This window comes from Mesobacillus sp. AQ2 (assembly GCF_030122805.1).
In the GTDB taxonomy this organism is placed as follows: domain Bacteria; phylum Bacillota; class Bacilli; order Bacillales; family Cytobacillaceae; genus Mesobacillus; species Mesobacillus oceanisediminis_A.
The window spans coordinates 2,951,577-2,970,055 of sequence record NZ_CP126080.1 but is presented as its reverse complement, the minus strand read 5'-3'; the positions used below and the strand labels follow the sequence as shown (position 1 = coordinate 2,970,055).

The 18,479-nt window shown below is 41.6% G+C and carries 21 protein-coding genes; 19 read left to right on the top strand and 2 right to left on the bottom strand.

Translation table 11 applies throughout. From position 1 onward, the window contains the following. Positions 1–550: 550 nt before the first annotated feature. From QNH36_RS14920 to QNH36_RS14895, 6 genes are all read left to right on the top strand, one after another. Positions 551–1,423, top strand: coding sequence for a M15 family metallopeptidase (locus QNH36_RS14920; protein WP_481825283.1), 873 nt, complete (start codon positions 551–553; stop codon positions 1,421–1,423). Positions 1,424–1,642: 219 nt separating this feature from the next. Next, a complete protein-coding gene (locus tag QNH36_RS14915; protein ID WP_144479847.1) occupies positions 1,643–4,039 on the top strand; it encodes a heavy metal translocating P-type ATPase in 2,397 nt (798 codons plus the stop codon). A gap of 27 nt (positions 4,040–4,066) precedes the next feature. Next, positions 4,067–4,273, top strand: a complete 207-nt coding sequence (copZ, locus tag QNH36_RS14910) for a copper chaperone CopZ (RefSeq protein WP_144479845.1) — start codon at positions 4,067–4,069, stop codon at positions 4,271–4,273. A 208-nt stretch (positions 4,274–4,481) separates the two neighbouring features. Next, complete coding sequence (locus QNH36_RS14905; RefSeq protein ID WP_285847897.1) at positions 4,482–5,984, top strand: lmo1851 family serine protease; 1,503 nt, start codon at positions 4,482–4,484, stop codon at positions 5,982–5,984. 111 nt (positions 5,985–6,095) lie between these two features. After that, entirely contained in the window at positions 6,096–7,010 is a 915-nt protein-coding gene (locus tag QNH36_RS14900; RefSeq protein WP_144479843.1) for a CobW family GTP-binding protein, read from the top strand. Positions 7,011–7,170: 160 nt separating this feature from the next. Then, positions 7,171–8,001, top strand: coding sequence for a hypothetical protein (locus QNH36_RS14895; RefSeq protein WP_251540583.1), 831 nt, complete (start codon positions 7,171–7,173; stop codon positions 7,999–8,001). 77 nt (positions 8,002–8,078) lie between these two features. On the opposite strand, the gene QNH36_RS14890 is transcribed toward QNH36_RS14895, so the two are convergent. Further along, entirely contained in the window at positions 8,079–8,318 is a 240-nt protein-coding gene (locus QNH36_RS14890) for a DNA alkylation repair protein (protein ID WP_144479840.1), read from the bottom strand. 113 nt (positions 8,319–8,431) lie between these two features. Here QNH36_RS14890 and QNH36_RS14885 point away from each other — a divergent pair, with 113 nt between their 5' ends. From QNH36_RS14885 to QNH36_RS14835, 11 genes are all read left to right on the top strand, one after another. Beyond that, complete coding sequence (locus tag QNH36_RS14885; RefSeq protein WP_251540582.1) at positions 8,432–8,716, top strand: hypothetical protein; 285 nt, start codon at positions 8,432–8,434, stop codon at positions 8,714–8,716. 217 nt (positions 8,717–8,933) lie between these two features. Continuing rightward, on the top strand, positions 8,934–9,260 hold the full coding sequence (locus QNH36_RS14880) for a rhodanese-like domain-containing protein (protein ID WP_144479838.1): 327 nt from the start codon (positions 8,934–8,936) through the stop codon (positions 9,258–9,260). 12 nt (positions 9,261–9,272) lie between these two features. Further along, complete coding sequence (locus QNH36_RS14875; RefSeq protein ID WP_144479836.1) at positions 9,273–9,536, top strand: metal-sensitive transcriptional regulator; 264 nt, start codon at positions 9,273–9,275, stop codon at positions 9,534–9,536. 121 nt (positions 9,537–9,657) lie between these two features. Beyond that, positions 9,658–10,023: a rhodanese-like domain-containing protein gene (locus tag QNH36_RS14870; RefSeq protein WP_144479834.1), complete on the top strand. Its 366-nt coding sequence runs from the start codon at positions 9,658–9,660 to the stop codon at positions 10,021–10,023. 20 nt (positions 10,024–10,043) lie between these two features. After that, positions 10,044–10,337 carry a rhodanese-like domain-containing protein gene (locus QNH36_RS14865; protein ID WP_144479832.1) on the top strand — a complete coding sequence of 98 codons (294 nt, stop codon included), beginning with the start codon at positions 10,044–10,046 and terminating at the stop codon, positions 10,335–10,337. A 171-nt stretch (positions 10,338–10,508) separates the two neighbouring features. Next, positions 10,509–10,991 carry an IS200/IS605 family transposase gene (gene tnpA, locus QNH36_RS14860; RefSeq protein ID WP_283903730.1) on the top strand — a complete coding sequence of 161 codons (483 nt, stop codon included), beginning with the start codon at positions 10,509–10,511 and terminating at the stop codon, positions 10,989–10,991. 454 nt (positions 10,992–11,445) lie between these two features. Then, the gene (locus tag QNH36_RS14855) at positions 11,446–12,411 is read left to right on the top strand and encodes a YncE family protein (RefSeq protein ID WP_283903729.1); all 966 of its coding nucleotides are present in this window, start codon (positions 11,446–11,448) and stop codon (positions 12,409–12,411) included. Between the two features lie 4 nt (positions 12,412–12,415). Next, complete coding sequence (locus tag QNH36_RS14850; protein ID WP_144479828.1) at positions 12,416–13,096, top strand: response regulator transcription factor; 681 nt, start codon at positions 12,416–12,418, stop codon at positions 13,094–13,096. Continuing rightward, on the top strand, positions 13,093–14,493 hold the full coding sequence (locus QNH36_RS14845; protein WP_283903728.1) for a sensor histidine kinase: 1,401 nt from the start codon (positions 13,093–13,095) through the stop codon (positions 14,491–14,493). The genes QNH36_RS14850 and QNH36_RS14845 overlap by 4 nt, the downstream gene beginning before the upstream one ends. Positions 14,494–14,596: 103 nt before the next feature. Further along, positions 14,597–15,064: a FixH family protein gene (locus QNH36_RS14840; protein WP_251540577.1), complete on the top strand. Its 468-nt coding sequence runs from the start codon at positions 14,597–14,599 to the stop codon at positions 15,062–15,064. A gap of 363 nt (positions 15,065–15,427) precedes the next feature. After that, entirely contained in the window at positions 15,428–16,171 is a 744-nt protein-coding gene (locus tag QNH36_RS14835; protein WP_144479822.1) for a CAP domain-containing protein, read from the top strand. Between the two features lie 227 nt (positions 16,172–16,398). Here QNH36_RS14835 and QNH36_RS14830 read toward each other — a convergent pair whose 3' ends face one another. Next, positions 16,399–16,872: an Hsp20/alpha crystallin family protein gene (locus QNH36_RS14830; RefSeq protein ID WP_144479820.1), complete on the bottom strand. Its 474-nt coding sequence runs from the start codon at positions 16,870–16,872 to the stop codon at positions 16,399–16,401. A 171-nt stretch (positions 16,873–17,043) separates the two neighbouring features. Between QNH36_RS14830 and QNH36_RS14825 the strand changes: the two genes are divergently transcribed. After that, complete coding sequence (locus QNH36_RS14825) at positions 17,044–17,817, top strand: SDR family oxidoreductase (protein WP_144479818.1); 774 nt, start codon at positions 17,044–17,046, stop codon at positions 17,815–17,817. Between the two features lie 496 nt (positions 17,818–18,313). Beyond that, positions 18,314–18,478: a hypothetical protein gene (locus QNH36_RS14820; RefSeq protein ID WP_283903727.1), complete on the top strand. Its 165-nt coding sequence runs from the start codon at positions 18,314–18,316 to the stop codon at positions 18,476–18,478. Position 18,479 lies beyond the last annotated feature (1 nt).

Here is an 18,479-nt window from a genome sequence, read left to right as displayed (position 1 = left end):
AAATGTCAGGAAATTGTGTTTAATGGACATTTCGAGGTATTAAGAAGCCAAAATGTCTAGGAACCTGCGCTTAATGGACATTTTGAGAGTAAAGAGAAGCCAAAATGTCTAAGAACCTGTGTTTAAAGGACATTTTGAGGGTAAAGGGAAGCCGAAATGTCTAAGAAGCAGTGTTTAAAGGACATTTTGAGGGTAAAGAGAAGCCAAAATATCTAAGAACCTGTGTTTAAAGGACATTTTGAGGGTAAAGGGAAGCCGAAATGTCTAAGAAGCAGTGTTTAAAGGACATTTTTGAGGCAGAGATTAGCCGAAATGTCTAAGAACCTGAGTTTAGTGGACATTTTACATTCCAAACCCGATAACTGTCTCTGCCGATTATACTCTTTACTTTGAACAATGCTCCAAATCACTTCATCCAATTGGGGAAGTTTGCAATTTCCAAAACCAGGCATAATGATGAACAGGGATAATGGGAAAAAAGGCCATTCGAAAGTTTGTTGAAAAATGATAGAATGGTGTTATTGCCTTAAAATGTTGAAGATTGGTGGACATGATGAAAAAAATATTACCAGTAATCGCCTTGCCTATTTTATTGACAGGGTGTGCACCTGTTGAGCCTTATCTTGAGAAGATTCCTTACCTTGAGAAAATTCCTTATTTGGGAGAAAAACTTGTTGGACAAGATAAACAGGATGACCAGCCAGCGGAAGTAGCAGAATCAGATCAGAACAATATGGATAACGAGGATCCACAAGGGGACAAGCCTGAAGATGAAGCATTGACACTTGAAGCGGCTTATTTCAATGTGGTCCAGAATGCAGACGGAAAGAATGTCATCCAGAATCCGCAGAACACTTTGGCGCTTGTCAATAAGGTTTTTGGATTGCCAGGCAATTATATTCCCGGCGATCTGGTTCGGCCTAACGTTCCATTCTCTTTTGGAGATGCAAAGCTTGAGAAGAGCCTTATGAGGAAAGAAGCTGCGGATGCTATGGAAAAAATGTTTGCAGGTGCCAGGAATGACGGAATAGAACTAGCAGCTGTATCCGGCTACAGGTCATATGGCCGACAGGAAACATTGTTCAAAGCCGAGGTCAATAAGGTAGGCGAAGAAAAGGCCCTGGAGGCAGTTGCCAGACCTGGAAGCAGTGAGCATCAAACAGGCTTGACGATGGATATTTCAAGCAAGAACAATAATTTTAATCTGAATGAACAATTCGGTTCAACAAAAGAAGGAGTCTGGCTGGCCCACAACGCTCATAAGTACGGCTTTATCCTGAGGTACCCAAAAGGTAAAGAAGAACTGACAGGCTATATGTATGAACCGTGGCATTTTCGGTACGTTGGCATTAAAGCGGCTACCGAAATATATGAAAATGACTGGACACTTGAAGAGTATTTTGAAAATGTGAAGAAAATTTAGTGAGGAGCCTGGCCGCTAGCCGGGCTTTTTGTTTTAAAAATGTCATAACTTTCATGTCCATTCCCGGAAGATTAGTGATATTTTTAACAGTATATATTGTCAAACAGGGTAAAATAAAAAAAAACACAAACATTTCGGTTGATTAATATACTATACAGGGGTATAGTAAATAATGTAGATAAGATAAAATTAATCATCGATCGAAACGGGGTGTAATAGATGAAAGAACAAATAACTGTCGATATTACAGGCATGACTTGTGCTTCCTGTTCCACAAGGATCGAAAAAGTCCTAAATAAAATGGATGGAGTCGAAGCAACCGTAAACCTGGCTATGGAAAATGCCTCAGTACAATACGATAAAGAGAAAATCAAACCTGATGATATATTCAACAAAATAAATGACTTGGGGTACGGCGTCAGAAATGAAAAGATGGATTTGGATGTTTTCGGCATGACCTGCGCTGCCTGTTCCACCAGGATTGAAAAGGTCCTGAACAAAATGGATGGTATGGAGTCAGCGACCGTCAATCTGGCGACTGAATCAGCATCAGTTGAGTTCAACAGTGCGTTCCTGTCAGTTGGTCAAATCATCGCTAAAATACAGGATCTTGGCTATGATGCCAAGGAAAAAGTCCAGCGGGAAGCAAAGGCCCAGCAAAAAGAAGAGGAAATTAACGCAAAGAAAAGAAAGTTATTAATATCCATTCTTTTGTCCCTTCCGCTTTTGTACACCATGATTGGCCATGCGCCTTGGGATACGGGCTTGCCGATGCCGCATCTGCTGATGAATCCATGGTTCCAGCTGTTGTTGGCGACACCAGTCCAATTCTGGATTGGCGGCCAATTTTATATTGGTGCCTATAAGTCGTTAAAAAACAAAAGTGCGAATATGGATGTCCTAGTTGCCCTTGGAACATCTGCTGCCTATTTTTACAGTCTTGCAGAAGCAATAAAAACAATTGGAAACCCGGACTATATGCCGCATTTGTATTTTGAAACGAGTGCGGTACTGATCACTCTGATTCTTGTTGGAAAACTGTTCGAAGCGCTTGCTAAAGGACGGACAACTGAAGCAATCTCCAAGCTTCTAAGCCTCCAGGCAAAGGAAGCAACCGTCATCAGGGATGGCGAAGAGGTTAAAATCCCAATCGAGGATGTCAAAGTCAACGATACCATCCTTGTAAAACCTGGCGAGAAGATTCCGGTCGATGGCAATGTGTTAACTGGACAGTCCGCTGTCGATGAGGCCATGATAACTGGTGAATCCATTCCTGTTGAAAAATCTGCAGGCGACTCACTGATTGGCGCGACAATCAATAAAAATGGCACTCTGACAATGACTGCGACCAAGGTCGGAAAAGATACAGCCCTTGCAGGCATTATCAAGGTCGTCGAAGATGCTCAGGGAAGCAAGGCGCCAATCCAGCGTGTTGCTGACCAGATTTCTGGTATCTTTGTGCCGATCGTTGTTGCGATTGCTATTGTTACCTTTCTTGTCTGGTACTTCTTGATCACTCCTGGAGATTTTGCATCATCCCTGGAAACAGCGATCGCTGTACTCGTCATCGCCTGCCCTTGCGCACTAGGGCTGGCAACTCCTACCTCCATTATGGTGGGTACGGGAAAAGGCGCAGAAAACGGAATTCTGTTCAAGGGCGGAGAGCATTTAGAAGCTACCCATAAAATTAATGCTATTGTTCTAGATAAAACGGGTACAATTACTAAAGGGAAACCAAGTGTAACCGATATAGAAATATTTGGTGAAGAAGAAAAAGTCCTTAAGTATCTGGTATCAGCCGAGAAATCCTCAGAACACCCACTTGCCGAGGCGGTAGTAGAATATGGCAGCGCAAATAACGTTGAGGTCCTTCCGGTGGATCAGTTTTCAGCGATACCAGGCCACGGAATAGAGGCAGTCATCAATGGCGAAAAAGTATTGATAGGAACCAGAAAGCTGATGAAGCAGACGGGAGTCGTATTTGACATTCACGAAAATCAGCTTGAGAAGCTGGAGACTGAAGGAAAAACAGCCATGCTGATTGCCATTGATAATAAGGTGAACGGCATAGTCGCAGTGGCTGATACTGTGAAAGAAACAGCCAAAAAGGCTATTGAAGAGCTTAAATCCATGGGCATTGAAGTATATATGCTTACCGGTGATAATAAGCGTACTGCCCATGCTATTGCCTCACAGGTAGGCGTCGAAAATGTTATAGCGGAAGTATTGCCGGAAGAAAAGGCAAACCATGTAAAAGAACTACAGCTTAAAGGCAAAAAAGTTGCAATGGTCGGCGACGGAATCAATGATGCACCGGCACTTGCCCTTGCCGATATCGGGATTGCGATTGGTACAGGGACAGATGTTGCAATTGAAGCAGCTGATGTCACTATTCTTGGTGGGGAATTAACATTGATTCCTAAAGCAATCTCATTAAGTAAAAAGACAATGCAAAACATCCGCCAAAACTTGTTCTGGGCACTGGCATACAACTCAGCGGGTATCCCAATCGCTGCCATGGGACTACTTGCGCCATGGGTAGCAGGAGCGGCAATGGCATTCAGTTCAGTTTCTGTAGTGACTAATTCCCTTCGTTTGAAGCGGATTAAGTTATAAATTTTTTATAAGAGAGGAAGATTTGAAATGGAAAAAACAACTTTAAATGTATCAGGAATGACCTGCGGACACTGCGAAAAGGCAGTCAAAAACGCTTTGATGGGTGTAGACGGAGTTGCCAGCGTAGTCGTTTCATTATCAGAGGGAAAAGCTGAAGTAGAATACGATGCTTCGAAAGCAGAAGTCAGCAAAATGAAGGCTGCTGTTGAAGATCAAGGCTACGATGTAGAATAAGATTCAAAGAGGCTGATATAGGTCATGTTTTTGACCTATGTCAGCCTCTTTTTATTACATAATCAATTTTTGCTTGAGTAAACCTCTGTGTGCAGGGAAGGATACATCACATTTATTGTGCAATGCCTATTTTTCTGTTAATTTCACAGTAAAAATGTTATTCTAATCATTAAGGATTTTAAGCTTGATTGGAAAGTGGTGAAAAGGGTTGGATCAGCAAAATATAAATGAAGAAAACAAGGAAGAGCTTGAAGGCCAAAATAAGGCAGAAGAAACAGAGACCAAGAATAGTTTTCTTCGGATCAAAAAGTTCCACTTTGCAATGCTGTTGTTTTTTCTTGTCTTTTTAACAGCAGGAATCACTACCTTTGCGCTTGCTTTCGGTGAGGACAAGCCAGCAGTGCAGGTTATAAGGGATAGGGAAGAATTTGCAAAGCTATACGACGCATATGACACTTTGAAAAATGAATATTACCAGGATCTTGACCAGGAAAAACTAATCAATGGGGCGATAGATGGAATGCTTTCTTCTTTGGACGATCCTTATTCGGATTATATGAGCCAGGAAGATGCGAAAAATTTCCATCAGAGTCTGTCGTCATCATTTGAGGGGATTGGGGCAGAAATCCAGGAGAGAGATGGTTACATTTCCATCGTCACTCCGCTAAAAGGTTCTCCAGCCGAAAAAGCTGGACTCCAACCTGAGGATAAAATCATGTCGGTTGACGGCAAAAGTCTTCAAGGCATGAGTACGACTGAAGCCGTAGCTCTCATTAGGGGTGAAAAAGGGACTGATGTAAAGTTGTCCATACTTCGCCAGGGGGCCGAAAAGCCTGTCGATGTTACCATCACACGTGATACAATTCCGATTGAAACAGTTTATGGTGAGATGCTTGAAGATGGAATTGCTAAAGTCCAGATTACGAATTTCTCACAAAATACGGCTAATGAATTAGTAAATGTTTTAAATGACCTGCAAAAGCAGGGGATGAAAGGTCTTGTCCTTGATCTTCGCCAAAATCCAGGCGGACTTCTTGACCAGGCAATCAAAATATCAAGTCTTTTTGTTCCTGAAGGAGAGATCTTGTTCCAGGTTGAAGACCGCAATGGCAATGTGAAAAAATATCCTTCTGAAAATAAAAATGGCAACAAGCTGCCTTTAGTAGTAGTCATCGATAAAGGAAGCGCCAGTGCATCAGAAATCCTCGCGGGAGCTGTCAGTGAGTCTGCCGGCGTTCCATTGGTGGGTGAAAAGTCATTCGGCAAAGGCACTGTCCAGCGTGCGGAGGATTTTTCAGATGGCTCGAATATGAAATTCACAACAGATAAATGGTTGACACCAAAAGGGAATTGGATCCATAAGAAAGGCATCAAACCGGACTATGAAGTGGCTATGCCGGAATACGCTTCACTGCCATTTATCGATCCGGAAACTGAACTGAAAGTGTCAACAGCCTCTGAGCAGGTGAAATCTGCTCAAAAGATGCTGAAGGCGCTTGGATTTGACCCTGGAAGGGAAGATGGTTTCTTTGATGAAAAAACGAAAGAAGCAGTCAGCGAATTCCAGGAATCCAAAAAGATCGAACAAACGGGTATCCTGAAAGGAAGCACAACAATCGAGCTGATGAATGGATTGCGTGAACAGCTTAAGAAAGATGATCCGCAAGTCCAGAAAGCCCTAGAAGTGTTAAAGCAGGAGATGGCGAAATAACGGTTGGTGCACAGGAAAGCACCTTAAAATGCAAAGATGCAGTAACTTGAAAATCTCCAGCTTTGGCTGGAGATTTTCTATATTACTTAGGAAAGATGGGCGAATGTGAAAATGAAAAAAGCAGAAGTTTATGTTTTGTCAGGATTTCTGGGAACAGGAAAAACGACTTTATTGAAGCGTCTTTTACAGCATGAAAAAGACGCTGAACGGAATATCGCTGTGATGATGAATGAGCTTGGCAGTGTATCGATTGATTCGGATGCCGTCGATTCGGATGTCCCGTTGAAAGAGTTATTGGGAGGATGCATTTGCTGTACAATCCAGGATAAACTTGAATCCCAGCTACAAGGATTGCTTTTCGATCATGACCTGGATGCGATCTATATTGAAACAACGGGTGCTGCACATCCGGTAGAAGTTTTGGATGCAGTTCTGTCACCGCTGTTTGCGGACAAACTGATGATCAAAGGAATTATCACGACTGTGGATGGGCAGCAATGGCTTAATAGAACAAGTCTCGATCCGCAGGTCCATCAGCTTTTACTTGAACAGGTCAAGCATGCTGACCTGGTCATTATCAATAAATCAGATTTGCTCAGTGAATCGCAACAGGCCAAAATCAGTATGGATCTTCAAGGCCTTAATCCTAAAGCGAAATGTATTTTGAGTTCTTATTCCAAGATGCCAATGAAGCTTTTGGAAGGATTGGCCTATTCAAAAAAAGCCGAAAGTACAGATTCACATGTGTTGGCGGATTTAAGACTGAGTACCTTTGTTTACCGGTTCCAGACTGCGATAAACCAAAGGGCATTTGAAGATTTTTTAAGGGCACTTCCGGATTCCATTTATCGCATTAAAGGATATGTATTGTTTGACCATTCCCCATATCCCGACTTATTCCAGTATTCATATGGCATGCCGTTCTATATGAAGGAATACATGAAGATGCCACTGAACCTCGTTTTCATTGGCCAGGTTACAGATTGGAACAACATAGAACAGCAGCTAAGGAAACTTGAAGAATAATAATGATTGACCCTGCCCAGCTTGTCTGGGCTTTTTATTTTCAATTATTTCCCTGAATAGTAAAGGGTGTAAAAGCAAAAACTTTCATGTAGCAAATGAACTGAATGGTTCTCAGAATAAATCCAGATAAAAATACGCCAGGTTAAGAAGAGATGATCATATGAAAGTAATTAAAATTTTTATATTGGCCATGGTACTCCTAACATTTACAGACATAAGCGTAATGGCAAAGAAACAGCCGGACAAGGTTAAAATGCCACAGTGGGAAGAAGTAAATGAACTCCTGCCGAGGTACAGTAAGTTCACTGTCATGGACCTGGAAACAGGTCTCCGATTCCGGGTCCAAAGAAGAGCCGGAAGCAACCATGCGGATGTCCAGCCCCTTACATCGGAAGATACAGCGATCATGAAGAAAATATACAGTGGCAAATGGAGCTGGAAGCGCAGGGCGATAATCGTCATCTCGGAAAAGGGGAAAATCGCCGCTTCGATGCACGGAATGCCTCATGGAGGCGGAGCTTTGAAAAATAACTTTCCTGGCCATTTTTGCATCCACTTTTATGGAAGTACAACTCACCGTACAAATTTTATGGATTTATCCCATAAACTGATGATATTAAAGTCGGCAGGAAAGCTTGAGAAGTATCTGGAACAAACAGATCCATATGATTTGGTTAATGCGTATATCGCAGGAATCAAACAGCAGGATCCTTACATCGTTTCATTTATCTCTCTCCAGGATCTTAAATGGAAAAAGCTGCTGCCGCTAATTGAGAATATCAGCATAAACCGTATGGAGGTCTTGCCAGCTGAGGATGTGGGAGATCAATTGACTTTGACGGTACCTGTGGAAATAAATTGGCAGATAAAAGGAAGAGGCGGACGGAATTTCACAGGAGAGATTGTACTTGTCAGATTCTTGGGAAATGAACAATGGAAGGTTGATTCAACCCGTTTTCTTGAAGATAATAAAATAACGATACCTAAATGAAAAGCTTGAGAACTTGTCTCAAGCTTTTCATTGTTGTTCCTGAAGGGCAAGTCAAGGCTCGCTATATCCCTTTCACGTTAACTTTCACCGAATTTGGCAAAGGTTTTTTCATCTTCAACAAGACCGCAGGCTGCACATTGGATTTTCATTTCCGGACCTTTATAAGGAAGGTGGAAGGGATCCAATTGGTCATTAGAATACTGTTCCACAATCTCTCCTGATTGGGGGTTTAATTTTACAGGCTGAGGAACCTGGGAAATCATATTGAATCTGGTCCGATTGGTTTTGCAATTAGGACAACGATACGGTTTGCTCATAATATAGTCTCCTTTAAAGTCATTTATCTTTATTTTTTGCATTGTCGTGCTGAATTATGTAAATATACAAAGTAAGGACCTGAAACAGTCATTTTTGTACAGGAGGCAGTAAAGTGCAGACAGAAGAATATGAGAAATTACTTGATGAATACAGGATGATTTGGAACAATCGCCGGCTGGAGTCAGCGCAAGCGCCAGAAAAGATTCTTAGAGAGGCCATTCTCAGGGATCTAAGAGATGAGAATTCCCATCCGAGGGCCAGAAAATCACTAAAAGATAAATACTATCTTGCCACAAAAAGGATTATGGAATCATCATTGTCAACTGAAAGCAAAATCACTTTAATTCGATTACATCTGGAATTGACGGATGTTATTCAGCAGAATGACTCGAATTAGGGGACGAAATATGGGGATGAGGGCATATTGCTGGACTTCAGTTCTGAATGCAGTTGATGTGTTCCTGTTCTATAAAAGGAAGTGTGTGCTTCCTTTTTTTTATATGAGAAAAATGTCAAAAAATATCATCACAAGACTTGCTTTTATACCCCTTATGGTATAAAATTTATATTGTAAGTTCAGTGATGAACAAGAATTTATAAGAGGTGAAGTGTAGTTGCTTACTGGTTTTATCATCATTCTCCTTTTGGTCACCTTGATTTTCAACCGATATGTACCTGTGAGGAATCTTCGGGCGGTAAACGGCTATGAACATGAAGCGGTATTTGTCGACCTGAGGGATTATCAGGATTCAGCTAAAAATCCCGTCAATGGAGCAATTAATATCCCATGTGGATATTTAAAAAGATATATAAAGGAAATTCCGAACGAACAAATTGTGATTATTGCATCCAATGAAGTAGAAAAGAATTTTGGAGCAAGATTGCTTAAGAAGTATGGTTATGATATTAAGGGTTATACCATTACTGGACCATCACAATAGGAGGTGGCTAAAGTGGAGTACAATAAAGAAATAGTCAATCGCTTGAAAAGGATCGAGGGGCAGGTTCGGGGCAGCATACGCTTATTGGATGAACAGGAAGAATGCAAGTCGGTAGTGACTCAGCTGTCAGCAATCCGTTCTGCAGTCGATCGTACCATTGCCTTGATCGTCAGCAAGAATCTAGAACAATGCTTGATCAGTGATTTACAGGAAGGCCGGGAAACATCGCAGGCAGTAAATGATGCAGTAGAACTGCTTGTCAAGAGCAGGAAATAAATCGATTTCTGTTCTTGACAAGGCGATTTTTGTCACTTAAAATACCCTTATGGGTATATGGGTGTGTGAATCCAATCCTTCTCTATTATGATCTACCAAAAAGATAACGAGGTGTATATGGATGGATGTAATAATTAATGTGTTAATTGTTGTTTTAGCTGTAGCTTTCTTATGGAGCCGCTTAGCACCAACCAAAGGTGTGAATCAGATTACGACAGCACAGCTGCGTGAGATGGTGAAAACAAAGCCGGCAGGTACACAATTTGTTGACGTCAGAACTCCTGGCGAATATAAAGGAAACCATATTAAAGGGTTCAAAAATATTCCGCTTCAACAGCTGGCAAACCGCACAGGAGAACTATCTCAGGAAAAAGATGTAGTCGTCATTTGCCAAAGTGGCATGCGCAGCAGCCAGGCAAGCAAGTTATTGAAAAAAGCTGGATTTAAAAATGTTACAAATGTAAAGGGCGGCATGAGCGCCTGGTAATTAATAAGGGGGAAAAGAGAATGCGTCAAATGACACCAACAGAAGTGCAAAATAAATTAGGTACCAATGAATTTGAAGTTGTGGATGTTCGTGAGGTAAGTGAGGTTGCACAAGGAAAGATTCCAGGTGCGATCCACATTCCACTGGGACTTCTTGAGTTCAGGATGAATGAACTGGACAAGAACAAAACATATGTAATGGTTTGCCGTTCTGGCGGCCGCAGTTCTAGAGCATCGCAATTCCTTGATTATTACGGATATAATGTGATCAATATGCAGGGCGGTATGATGGCATGGGAAGGTCCAACTGAATAATACAGCAATAGAGACGGCGATGGCTGTCTCTATTTTTTATTGTGAAAATGAAAACCCCGGGCTAGGCCCGGGGTTCCAAAAAGCTTTCAGCGTGGTATTAAAAAAACTTCCCCACGGTGCTAAAATATTTTTTGGTTCGCCAACCAAAAATATCAGCACGGAGGAAGTCCTATGTCTAAAGACAATAACAGTTTAGCACACACTACCTGGAATGGTAAGTATCACATCGTATTCGCCCCAAAGTATAGGAGACAGATCATTTATGGGAAAATCAAAAAAGATATTGGGGAAATATTGCGCACGTTATGTGAAAGAAAAGGTGTAGAAATAATTGAAGCAACTGCGTGTAAGGACCACGTACATATGTTAGTGAGTATCCCGCCAAAGATAAGTGTGTCCTCTTTTGTCGGTTACTTAAAAGGGAAAAGCAGTTTAATGATATTTGATCGGCACGCAAACCTGAAATATAGATATGGAAATCGTAAATTCTGGTGTACAGGATATTATGTGGATACCGTCGGAAGAAATAAAAAGGTGATAGAGGAATACATTCGAAATCAAATACAAGATGATATAGTCGCTGAGCAATTAACGATGATGGAATACATTGATCCATTCACCGGAGAAGAAGTGAAGAAAAAGAAACGAAGTTAGAAAGGGAGAAGGCCTTTGAGGTCTGGCCAGTAGAAGTAGTACAATTGGCGAACCTTTCAGTAGCCCTTTAGGGTTTGGTCAGTAACAAAGGCTTTCAGCCGCAGAGAAAACCACCCGTTCTCACGGTTTTATTCTATAGGAAATTATAAAAGCATTTTTATGTGGATAACTACATATGGGTGTCTTAGTCTAGCTCCAGCGCCTAGCCCCTCGAGACGCTTGGCTAGCTGCGGCTCCTAACTCCTCGAGACGTTTCGGTCCTGCCAATGAAGTCAAAGAACGACTTCACTGTCAGGCCCTCCAGCACTTGTCGGGGCTGAACAAGGCGCTTGCGCTTTTTGTTCTGTAATCAAGACCATGACGTAAATAGGATTAGATACGTTCGATTTCATAGATTTATCACAAATTAGAGATATAATAATGTGAGATACTATTGGAAGAAAAGGAGTTAATTATGAAGCGGACCTATTTGTTGGCAGCGGTGGTTTTCACTGCTTTGTTATCTGCCTGTTCTTTCGAATCATATGAACCAATCCCAAAAGATTCTTCTATTATATCTACAGTGAACATAAAAGAAATGACCATTTCTTATTATGATATGGATAAAGAGGAAAAATTGCCTGATTGGAGGGTTGACCGTCCATATATAGGCGGAATGATCCTGCCTGATGGGGACACTCTCCTGCTTTACGGAAAAACCTTGGAAACGGTCGATCTCTATTCATTAAGCAAAGGGGAAAAAATCGATTCCTGGGAAACAGGTGAAGGGATCGTTAATTCTTTATTAGTTAGTGACGGAACGGAAATAGCCTTTGCTGATCAAAACAGGGAAAGCATCCGTTTTTTTGATGTTAACGGGAAAGAAGTGAAAGAGGTCAGGGCGGAGAAAGACCCTTTGACACTCCTTGAAGCGGAAGACAAACTTTATGTGATCAGCTATAACCAGGATATGCTCACTGTTATTGATGTGATGAATAAAGAAAGGCTCCCTGGATTTAAAGTTCATCCTGCGGCGGCAGGGGCAATAATGAGCACAGGAAAAGATGAGCTATGGATAGGCGGGCATGGCAAAGGAACCCAAATTGAAGAGCGAATACACATTTATGATCTGAAAACCGGGACGTTAAAAAAAGAAATACCAGCTCCTGTAATGCCAGTGGATTTTACCAAGAATGAAGACAATATTTTTGTTTTGAGCCATGGATCCAATACGCTGTATAAATTGTCAGGGGAAGGGACAAAGAAGGATTCGATCAAGGTAGGTGCCAATCCTTTTGAAATTGAGGTTTTTGAAGATAAGCTGATTGTTGCCGGTTATGATAGCAACGAGGTGTATATCATCAACCCCGAAAGCTTATCGATTGAAAAAACGCTGAAAGTCGGCGATGGCCCCTTTCAAATAGTTACGAGGGAGAGATAACAGGATGAATCCCGTAAATGTTCTGATCATTGATGACGAAGAGGATATGCGTAACCTCGTTCAAATGTATCTGGAAAACTCAGGTTTTACATGTGTTCATGCAGCTGATGGTGTGGAAGGATTGAGGAAGCTGAAAGAACAGAAATTCGACCTGGTGATTCTCGATATCATGATGCCATTTGAGGATGGCTTTGCGGTATGCGGAAAAATACGCGCTTTTTCACAAGTGCCGATTATATTTTTATCAGCAAAAGGAGAAGAATGGGATAAAGTGAAGGGCCTACAGCTTGGAGGGGATGATTATATCGTCAAGCCATTCAGTCCAGGTGAGCTGGTAGCAAGAATCAATGCGCTGTTAAGAAGGACATCTTTCGTTAAGAATGAAGATGAGACCGTTATTCTGGGTAAAATCACCATCGATAAAAAGGGAAGAAGAGTTAGTGTAGACAGTGAGATTGTTCCACTGACGCTCAAGGAATTCGAGCTGCTCGTCTTTCTCGTCAAACACCAGGGCCAGGCCCTGAGCAGGGAACAACTGCTTGAATATGTATGGGGGATGGATTACCATGGCAGTTTAAGAACGGTGGATACACATATTAAGACACTGCGAATGAAACTGGGTACAGGTGACTATATACAAACTATATGGGGTGTCGGGTATAAGTTCGAGGTGCCGGCAGGATGATTTCTTTTTCAGACAGCCTATTTAAAAAGCTATGGCTGACGGTTACAGCGACAATCTTGATTACCGTATTATATTCGTTTTTCTTATCTTACCTATTTTACGAGAAACTTTATGTCGATATTGTCGAAGAATCGTTAATGGCTGAAGGTAACCGGCTTGCGAGCGACTATAAGGGCGGACCACTGACAGATGAAATGAGGCAGCAAGTGGAATGGTACAATGAAAAATCAGAATCAGAGGTTTTTCTTGTCAGCAATCCCAAGGAGTTAAGTGCCTGCCTGCCCTATTCAATCGATTATGAGACGCTTATCGGACAAGAAGAACGGGAGCAGCTTTTGGAAGGTGAGCCTGTACTGAAATCTGGTTTTGAAGAGAGATTCGGCCGGAAAATACTTGCTGTTGCCATTCCTCTTCTTGATAATAGCAGACTTGAAGGGATTATATACCTTTACGTCCCGCTAGCCAAAATTTCCGAACTAACCGTTGATTTTTCATTTCTCTGGCTAATTGGTGGAGTAGTGTTCATTGTAATAGCTGCCTACCTTGGCTTTAAAATGCTTCACCGGCTTACGAGGCCTCTCGCAGCAATGAAGCAGGCAGCTGAAAAGGTATCTGATGGAGATTATTCGGCGCGTGTGGATATTCAGTCGAATGATGAGATTGGCGAGCTTGCAAAGGCCTTTAACCATATGTCAGAGTCTGTCCAAAAAGAGGATGAAAAAAAGAGGGAGTTCCTGGCTGATGTATCCCATGAACTCAGGACTCCTATCAGCTATATCAAAGGTTATAGTGAAGCAATGGAAGCTGGGATAATCAAAGATCCTGAAGAAAGAAATAAATACCTAAAACTCATCAACAGAGAATCTGCCAGGATGGTTAAAATTGTTGAGGACCTGCTTGATCTTTCAAGGCTGGATGCGGAAGAATACAAGCTGGTCAAAAGCCCTTTTTCGCTTGCGCAGCTTATCGATGATTTTATCATTAAGTATGAGCCGGCAATGAACGAAAAACATATCAGCCTGTCGCTTGATCTGGATCCGGATATTATCATCAATGGTGATGAAGGCAGACTGGAACAAATCTTTCAGAACATCATTGACAACTCCATTCGCTATACTGAAAAAGATGGAATGATATCAATCAGGCTGAACAAACATTCATTTGGCTGCAAAGTTGAAATCCAAGACACCGGTATTGGGATACCAGATGAAGATATTGCCAAGCTTACTGATCGCTTTTACAGGGTGAACAAGGCAAGGTCTCGAGCAGATGGCGGAACAGGCCTAGGTCTTGCCATCGTTGATAAATTAGTGAAGCTCCATAATGGAAAGATGGAAATTGCGAGCGAGCTTGGAAAAGGCACAACCATCAAGCTCTATTTTCCGGTAATAAAATGATCATCGTCCAAAATGACATATCTTGATTATAATTAGCTCATACTTTTAACACATTTTAAGGCTAGGATATCACTGTATTAATCTTAATTAAGGGGTAAAAAGAATGAAACGATTATGGATAACAATAATGGTGGTTCTGCTGGGACTGTTTGCAACGGCTTGTACGCAAGATCAAGCTGAAGAAGAGCCGCAATTTTTAGAAGTCGATCTCACTGCCAATCCTGAAAAAGCGGAGAAAGGTGAAGAGATTACATTTGAGGCCAAAGTTTCTTACGGACCGGAAGAAGTAGAAGATGCGGAAGAGGTTAAATTTGAAATCTGGCGTTCTCAGTCAGAGGACCATGAAAAGATTGTAGTAGACCATGCTGAAAATGGAGTATATCGATTGAAGAAGTCTTTTGAAGAAGAAGGGACCTACTATATTATTTCTCATGTCACGGCACGACGTATGCATAACATGCCAAAAATCGAATTTGTAGTCGGCAATCCAAGTGAGCCGGAAGAGGGCAACTCTGCTGACATGAAAATGGATGACAAGGATGAACATAATAAAGAAGAGAGCGGACACTGATTTTAAGCGGCAGTTGCCGCTTTTTTTTTGAGCCAAAATCCAATGATATCAGTGTAACACTTTTAACGTTTGTAATATGGTTGAAAAAAAAGTAAAGAATGAGGCTTTATAAAAAAAGTGTCAATAACTTTGTTTTTCCTTTTTGAGGTGAGGATGGTTATTAAATAAAAATATGGTTAATTGTGCCTAGATGAAAATTCCTTAAAACCCTTTTAAAATGCGGTGCAGGAATATATTTCAAATTATATTTTGATAGAATAGTAATATTACCATTTAAGACCAGATTTATTACAAAAAAGCCATGATATGATGAGTTTGTAAGCGAGAGATAAAAAAATTCATTATTTCGGGAGGAATTGGGGAATGAAAAAGAAATTGATCTTTTCAGTAGCAGCAGCTGCAGCATTATTCGCTGCTAATCCAGTTATGAATAAAGCAGATGCATCAACTATACAGACAAAGGTTTACTATTACCAAAGCGGGAATCTCAACGATCTGAATGTAGATTCTATTATGCAAAAGTATTTCAAGAATTATCAATTCTCTTGGAAACAAGCAGCGCCAGCTCAAAAGCAAGCAGCACCAGTTCAAAAGAATGACCAGAAGCAAACAGAAGCTCCTCAACCTGCAAAAGTTCAGCAGCCTGCGAAAGCACCGGCTCCTGCGCCAGTCAAGGAACCTGCAAAGTCTCCTTCACAGGTAGCCGCTAAAGCACCAGCTTCCTCAGCTGTAAGTGCTTATGAACAAAAAGTAGTAGAGCTGACAAACCAGGAGAGAGCTAAGAACGGTTTAAAACCACTTGCACTTGATACGGAATTGAGCAAAGTTGCCAGGGAAAAATCCCGTGATATGCAAAGCAAGGGCTACTTCAGCCATACAAGCCCAACTTATGGTTCACCATTTGATATGATGAAGAAGTTTGGCATCACATATCGCTCAGCTGGTGAGAATATCGCTATGGGCCAGCCAACACCTGAAGAGGTAGTGAAAGCATGGATGAACAGTTCAGGCCACCGTGCCAACATTCTTAACTCAAGCTACACTCACATCGGTGTAGGTCATGTAGCAAACGGCAATTACTGGACTCAAATGTTCATCGGCAAGTAATTCAATATACAAAAGGAGAACAGCCTGAAATGGCTGTTCTTTTTTTGTTTTTTAGTAAATTATAAATTTGTTTATTTGAATATTACTACATGTGGGATTCTTAATCCAGCTCCAGCGCCTAGCCCCTCGAGTCGCTTCGGTCCGCCCAATGAAGTCAAAGAACGACTTCACCGGTCAGCCCTCCAGCGCTTGTCGGGGCTGAACGAGGCGCTTACGCTTTTTATTCGTTAAGTCGAAATATCGATTTCGGAAAACTGGAGATCGACAATCTTGGGCAGCCGAAGCTCTAATACTCCATCCCGGTGGGTGGCGGATGCACCCTTGCGCTTCACTGTCGCTGGCAACACAATTGTGTGTTTATCAGAGAAGTCAGGTATGTGTTCAATGATTACCTGATTTGAAGTATAAAACATTTTCATTTGATTCAGCCATGTGTCATTTTTTAGAGGCACCCTTACATATACAAAGTCATGGGTTTCGAAAATTTCCGCGTTCAATTTATTTGTCGGTTTGTCTGATGGTGAAGCGTCTTGTTGCTGCATTCCTTTTAACCACTCTTCAGGCTTAAACATCCCTTTCATATCTGGCTGGAGCATTTTACCCATCATTTGCTGAACATAGTTTTCGATTTCTTCAGGTTTCATCTCCAGAAACTTTCTTTGTGAATTTTTATCGAACGGCAACATATTCCATGGAAACAATTATATCCCGCCTTTCAAACAGCCCATCATCGATATGTATAATATATGCAGGCAGATGCCCAGCGGTTAAAAGGTGTGATTTATTTCTCCTTAAAAGTTAAAAGTTGCAAAACAGCCATCTTCTTTTTAGTATAGTGATAAGTAGTCTAATGAAGATGAGGAGTACAGGTTGTGGAAAATAAAACTGCTTTGATTACCGGTGGTGCGGCCGGAATAGGAAGGCGGACAGCCCAGCAGCTTGCTGCCGAAGGGGTCAACACGATCATAAATTATCGGAACAGCAAAAATGAAGCAGAAGAACTTGCTGCCTATTTGACAGAAATGTACAAAACAAGGAATATTTGCATTCAAGGTGATATTACGGAATATGAGGCTTGTGGACAAATTGTTTCCCAAGCATTAAAGGAATTTCCCGCCATCGATATAGTCGTTCATAATGCAGGTCCATATGTTTCTGAAAGGAAAAAAATGGGGGAGTATAACATTGATGAGTGGAATTATATCATAAATGGAAATTTGAACGCTGTTTTTTATTTATCTAATCTTATTATCCCCTCAATGAGAAAGCGGAAATGGGGGAGAATCATAACGGTTGGTTTTGACAGGGTCGAATCTGCTCCCGGATGGATTTACAGGTCTGCGTTCGCAGCTGCTAAATCCGGTTTGGCATCATTGACAAAAACCATTGCTTTAGAAGAAGCGGAGAATGGAATTACCGCAAATATGGTTTGTCCTGGAGACATCGTTGGTGAATGGAAGGAGAAAGCAATCGAAGATTCCCTTCATAATGTCGATCCAACTGTCCCTGTAGGAAGACCTGGTACAGGAGAGGATGTTTCCAGAGTGATCAGTTTCCTGGCAAACGAACAATCCAGTTTCATTACCGGGAGCATCATTCCGATAACAGGCGGTAAAGATGTCCTGGGGAAAATCTTTCGGGAATAATCTTATACAGAAAAGGCTCTGGGCAAACCAGGGCTTTTGCTGTTTTATGAATAGTCTCTGTTAAAGCTGAAAGTTGATTTTTAAACCCTGTTGATTGTAGTGGAAGGCGCGTAGACTCCTCGAAAATGCTAACGCATTTCCTTCGTGCGTGGGCAGGTCAAGGAAGCCAAATCAATGTCCTGCGGGCGCAGCTGGTCAGGTGAGACCTAGGTGAAATGATTCACGTGAGGAATCATTTGCACCCCGCAGGAGCAAAGCGACGAGGAGGCTCAGCGCCAGCCCCAAGGAAGAATTGCTTATGAAAAAGACGGCATTTGGTCTTTTTCATATTCTTCCAGCGGAAAGCGAAGCGCCTGGAACGAAAATCAACAGCCATGTTTAACAGTCCCTATGAATAAGGAAATGATTGATGGGAAAGCTAATAACAAACAAATTCAAGTCGGTTTAAATTATCTAATTATTATTGCGATTTAGTTTATTTATTGAGGTGAACGAGATGGGAATAGGTTTCAATATGAATAGGATCAACCCGAATCAGACACAAATCTTTTTTGATGATGGACGTTATGAGACACTGACAGATGCAGAATTGGAGGCGTTCTTATCAGAAGCCTCACTACATGAACATGAAGAATCGCATATTCAGGATCCGTTTAATTGAC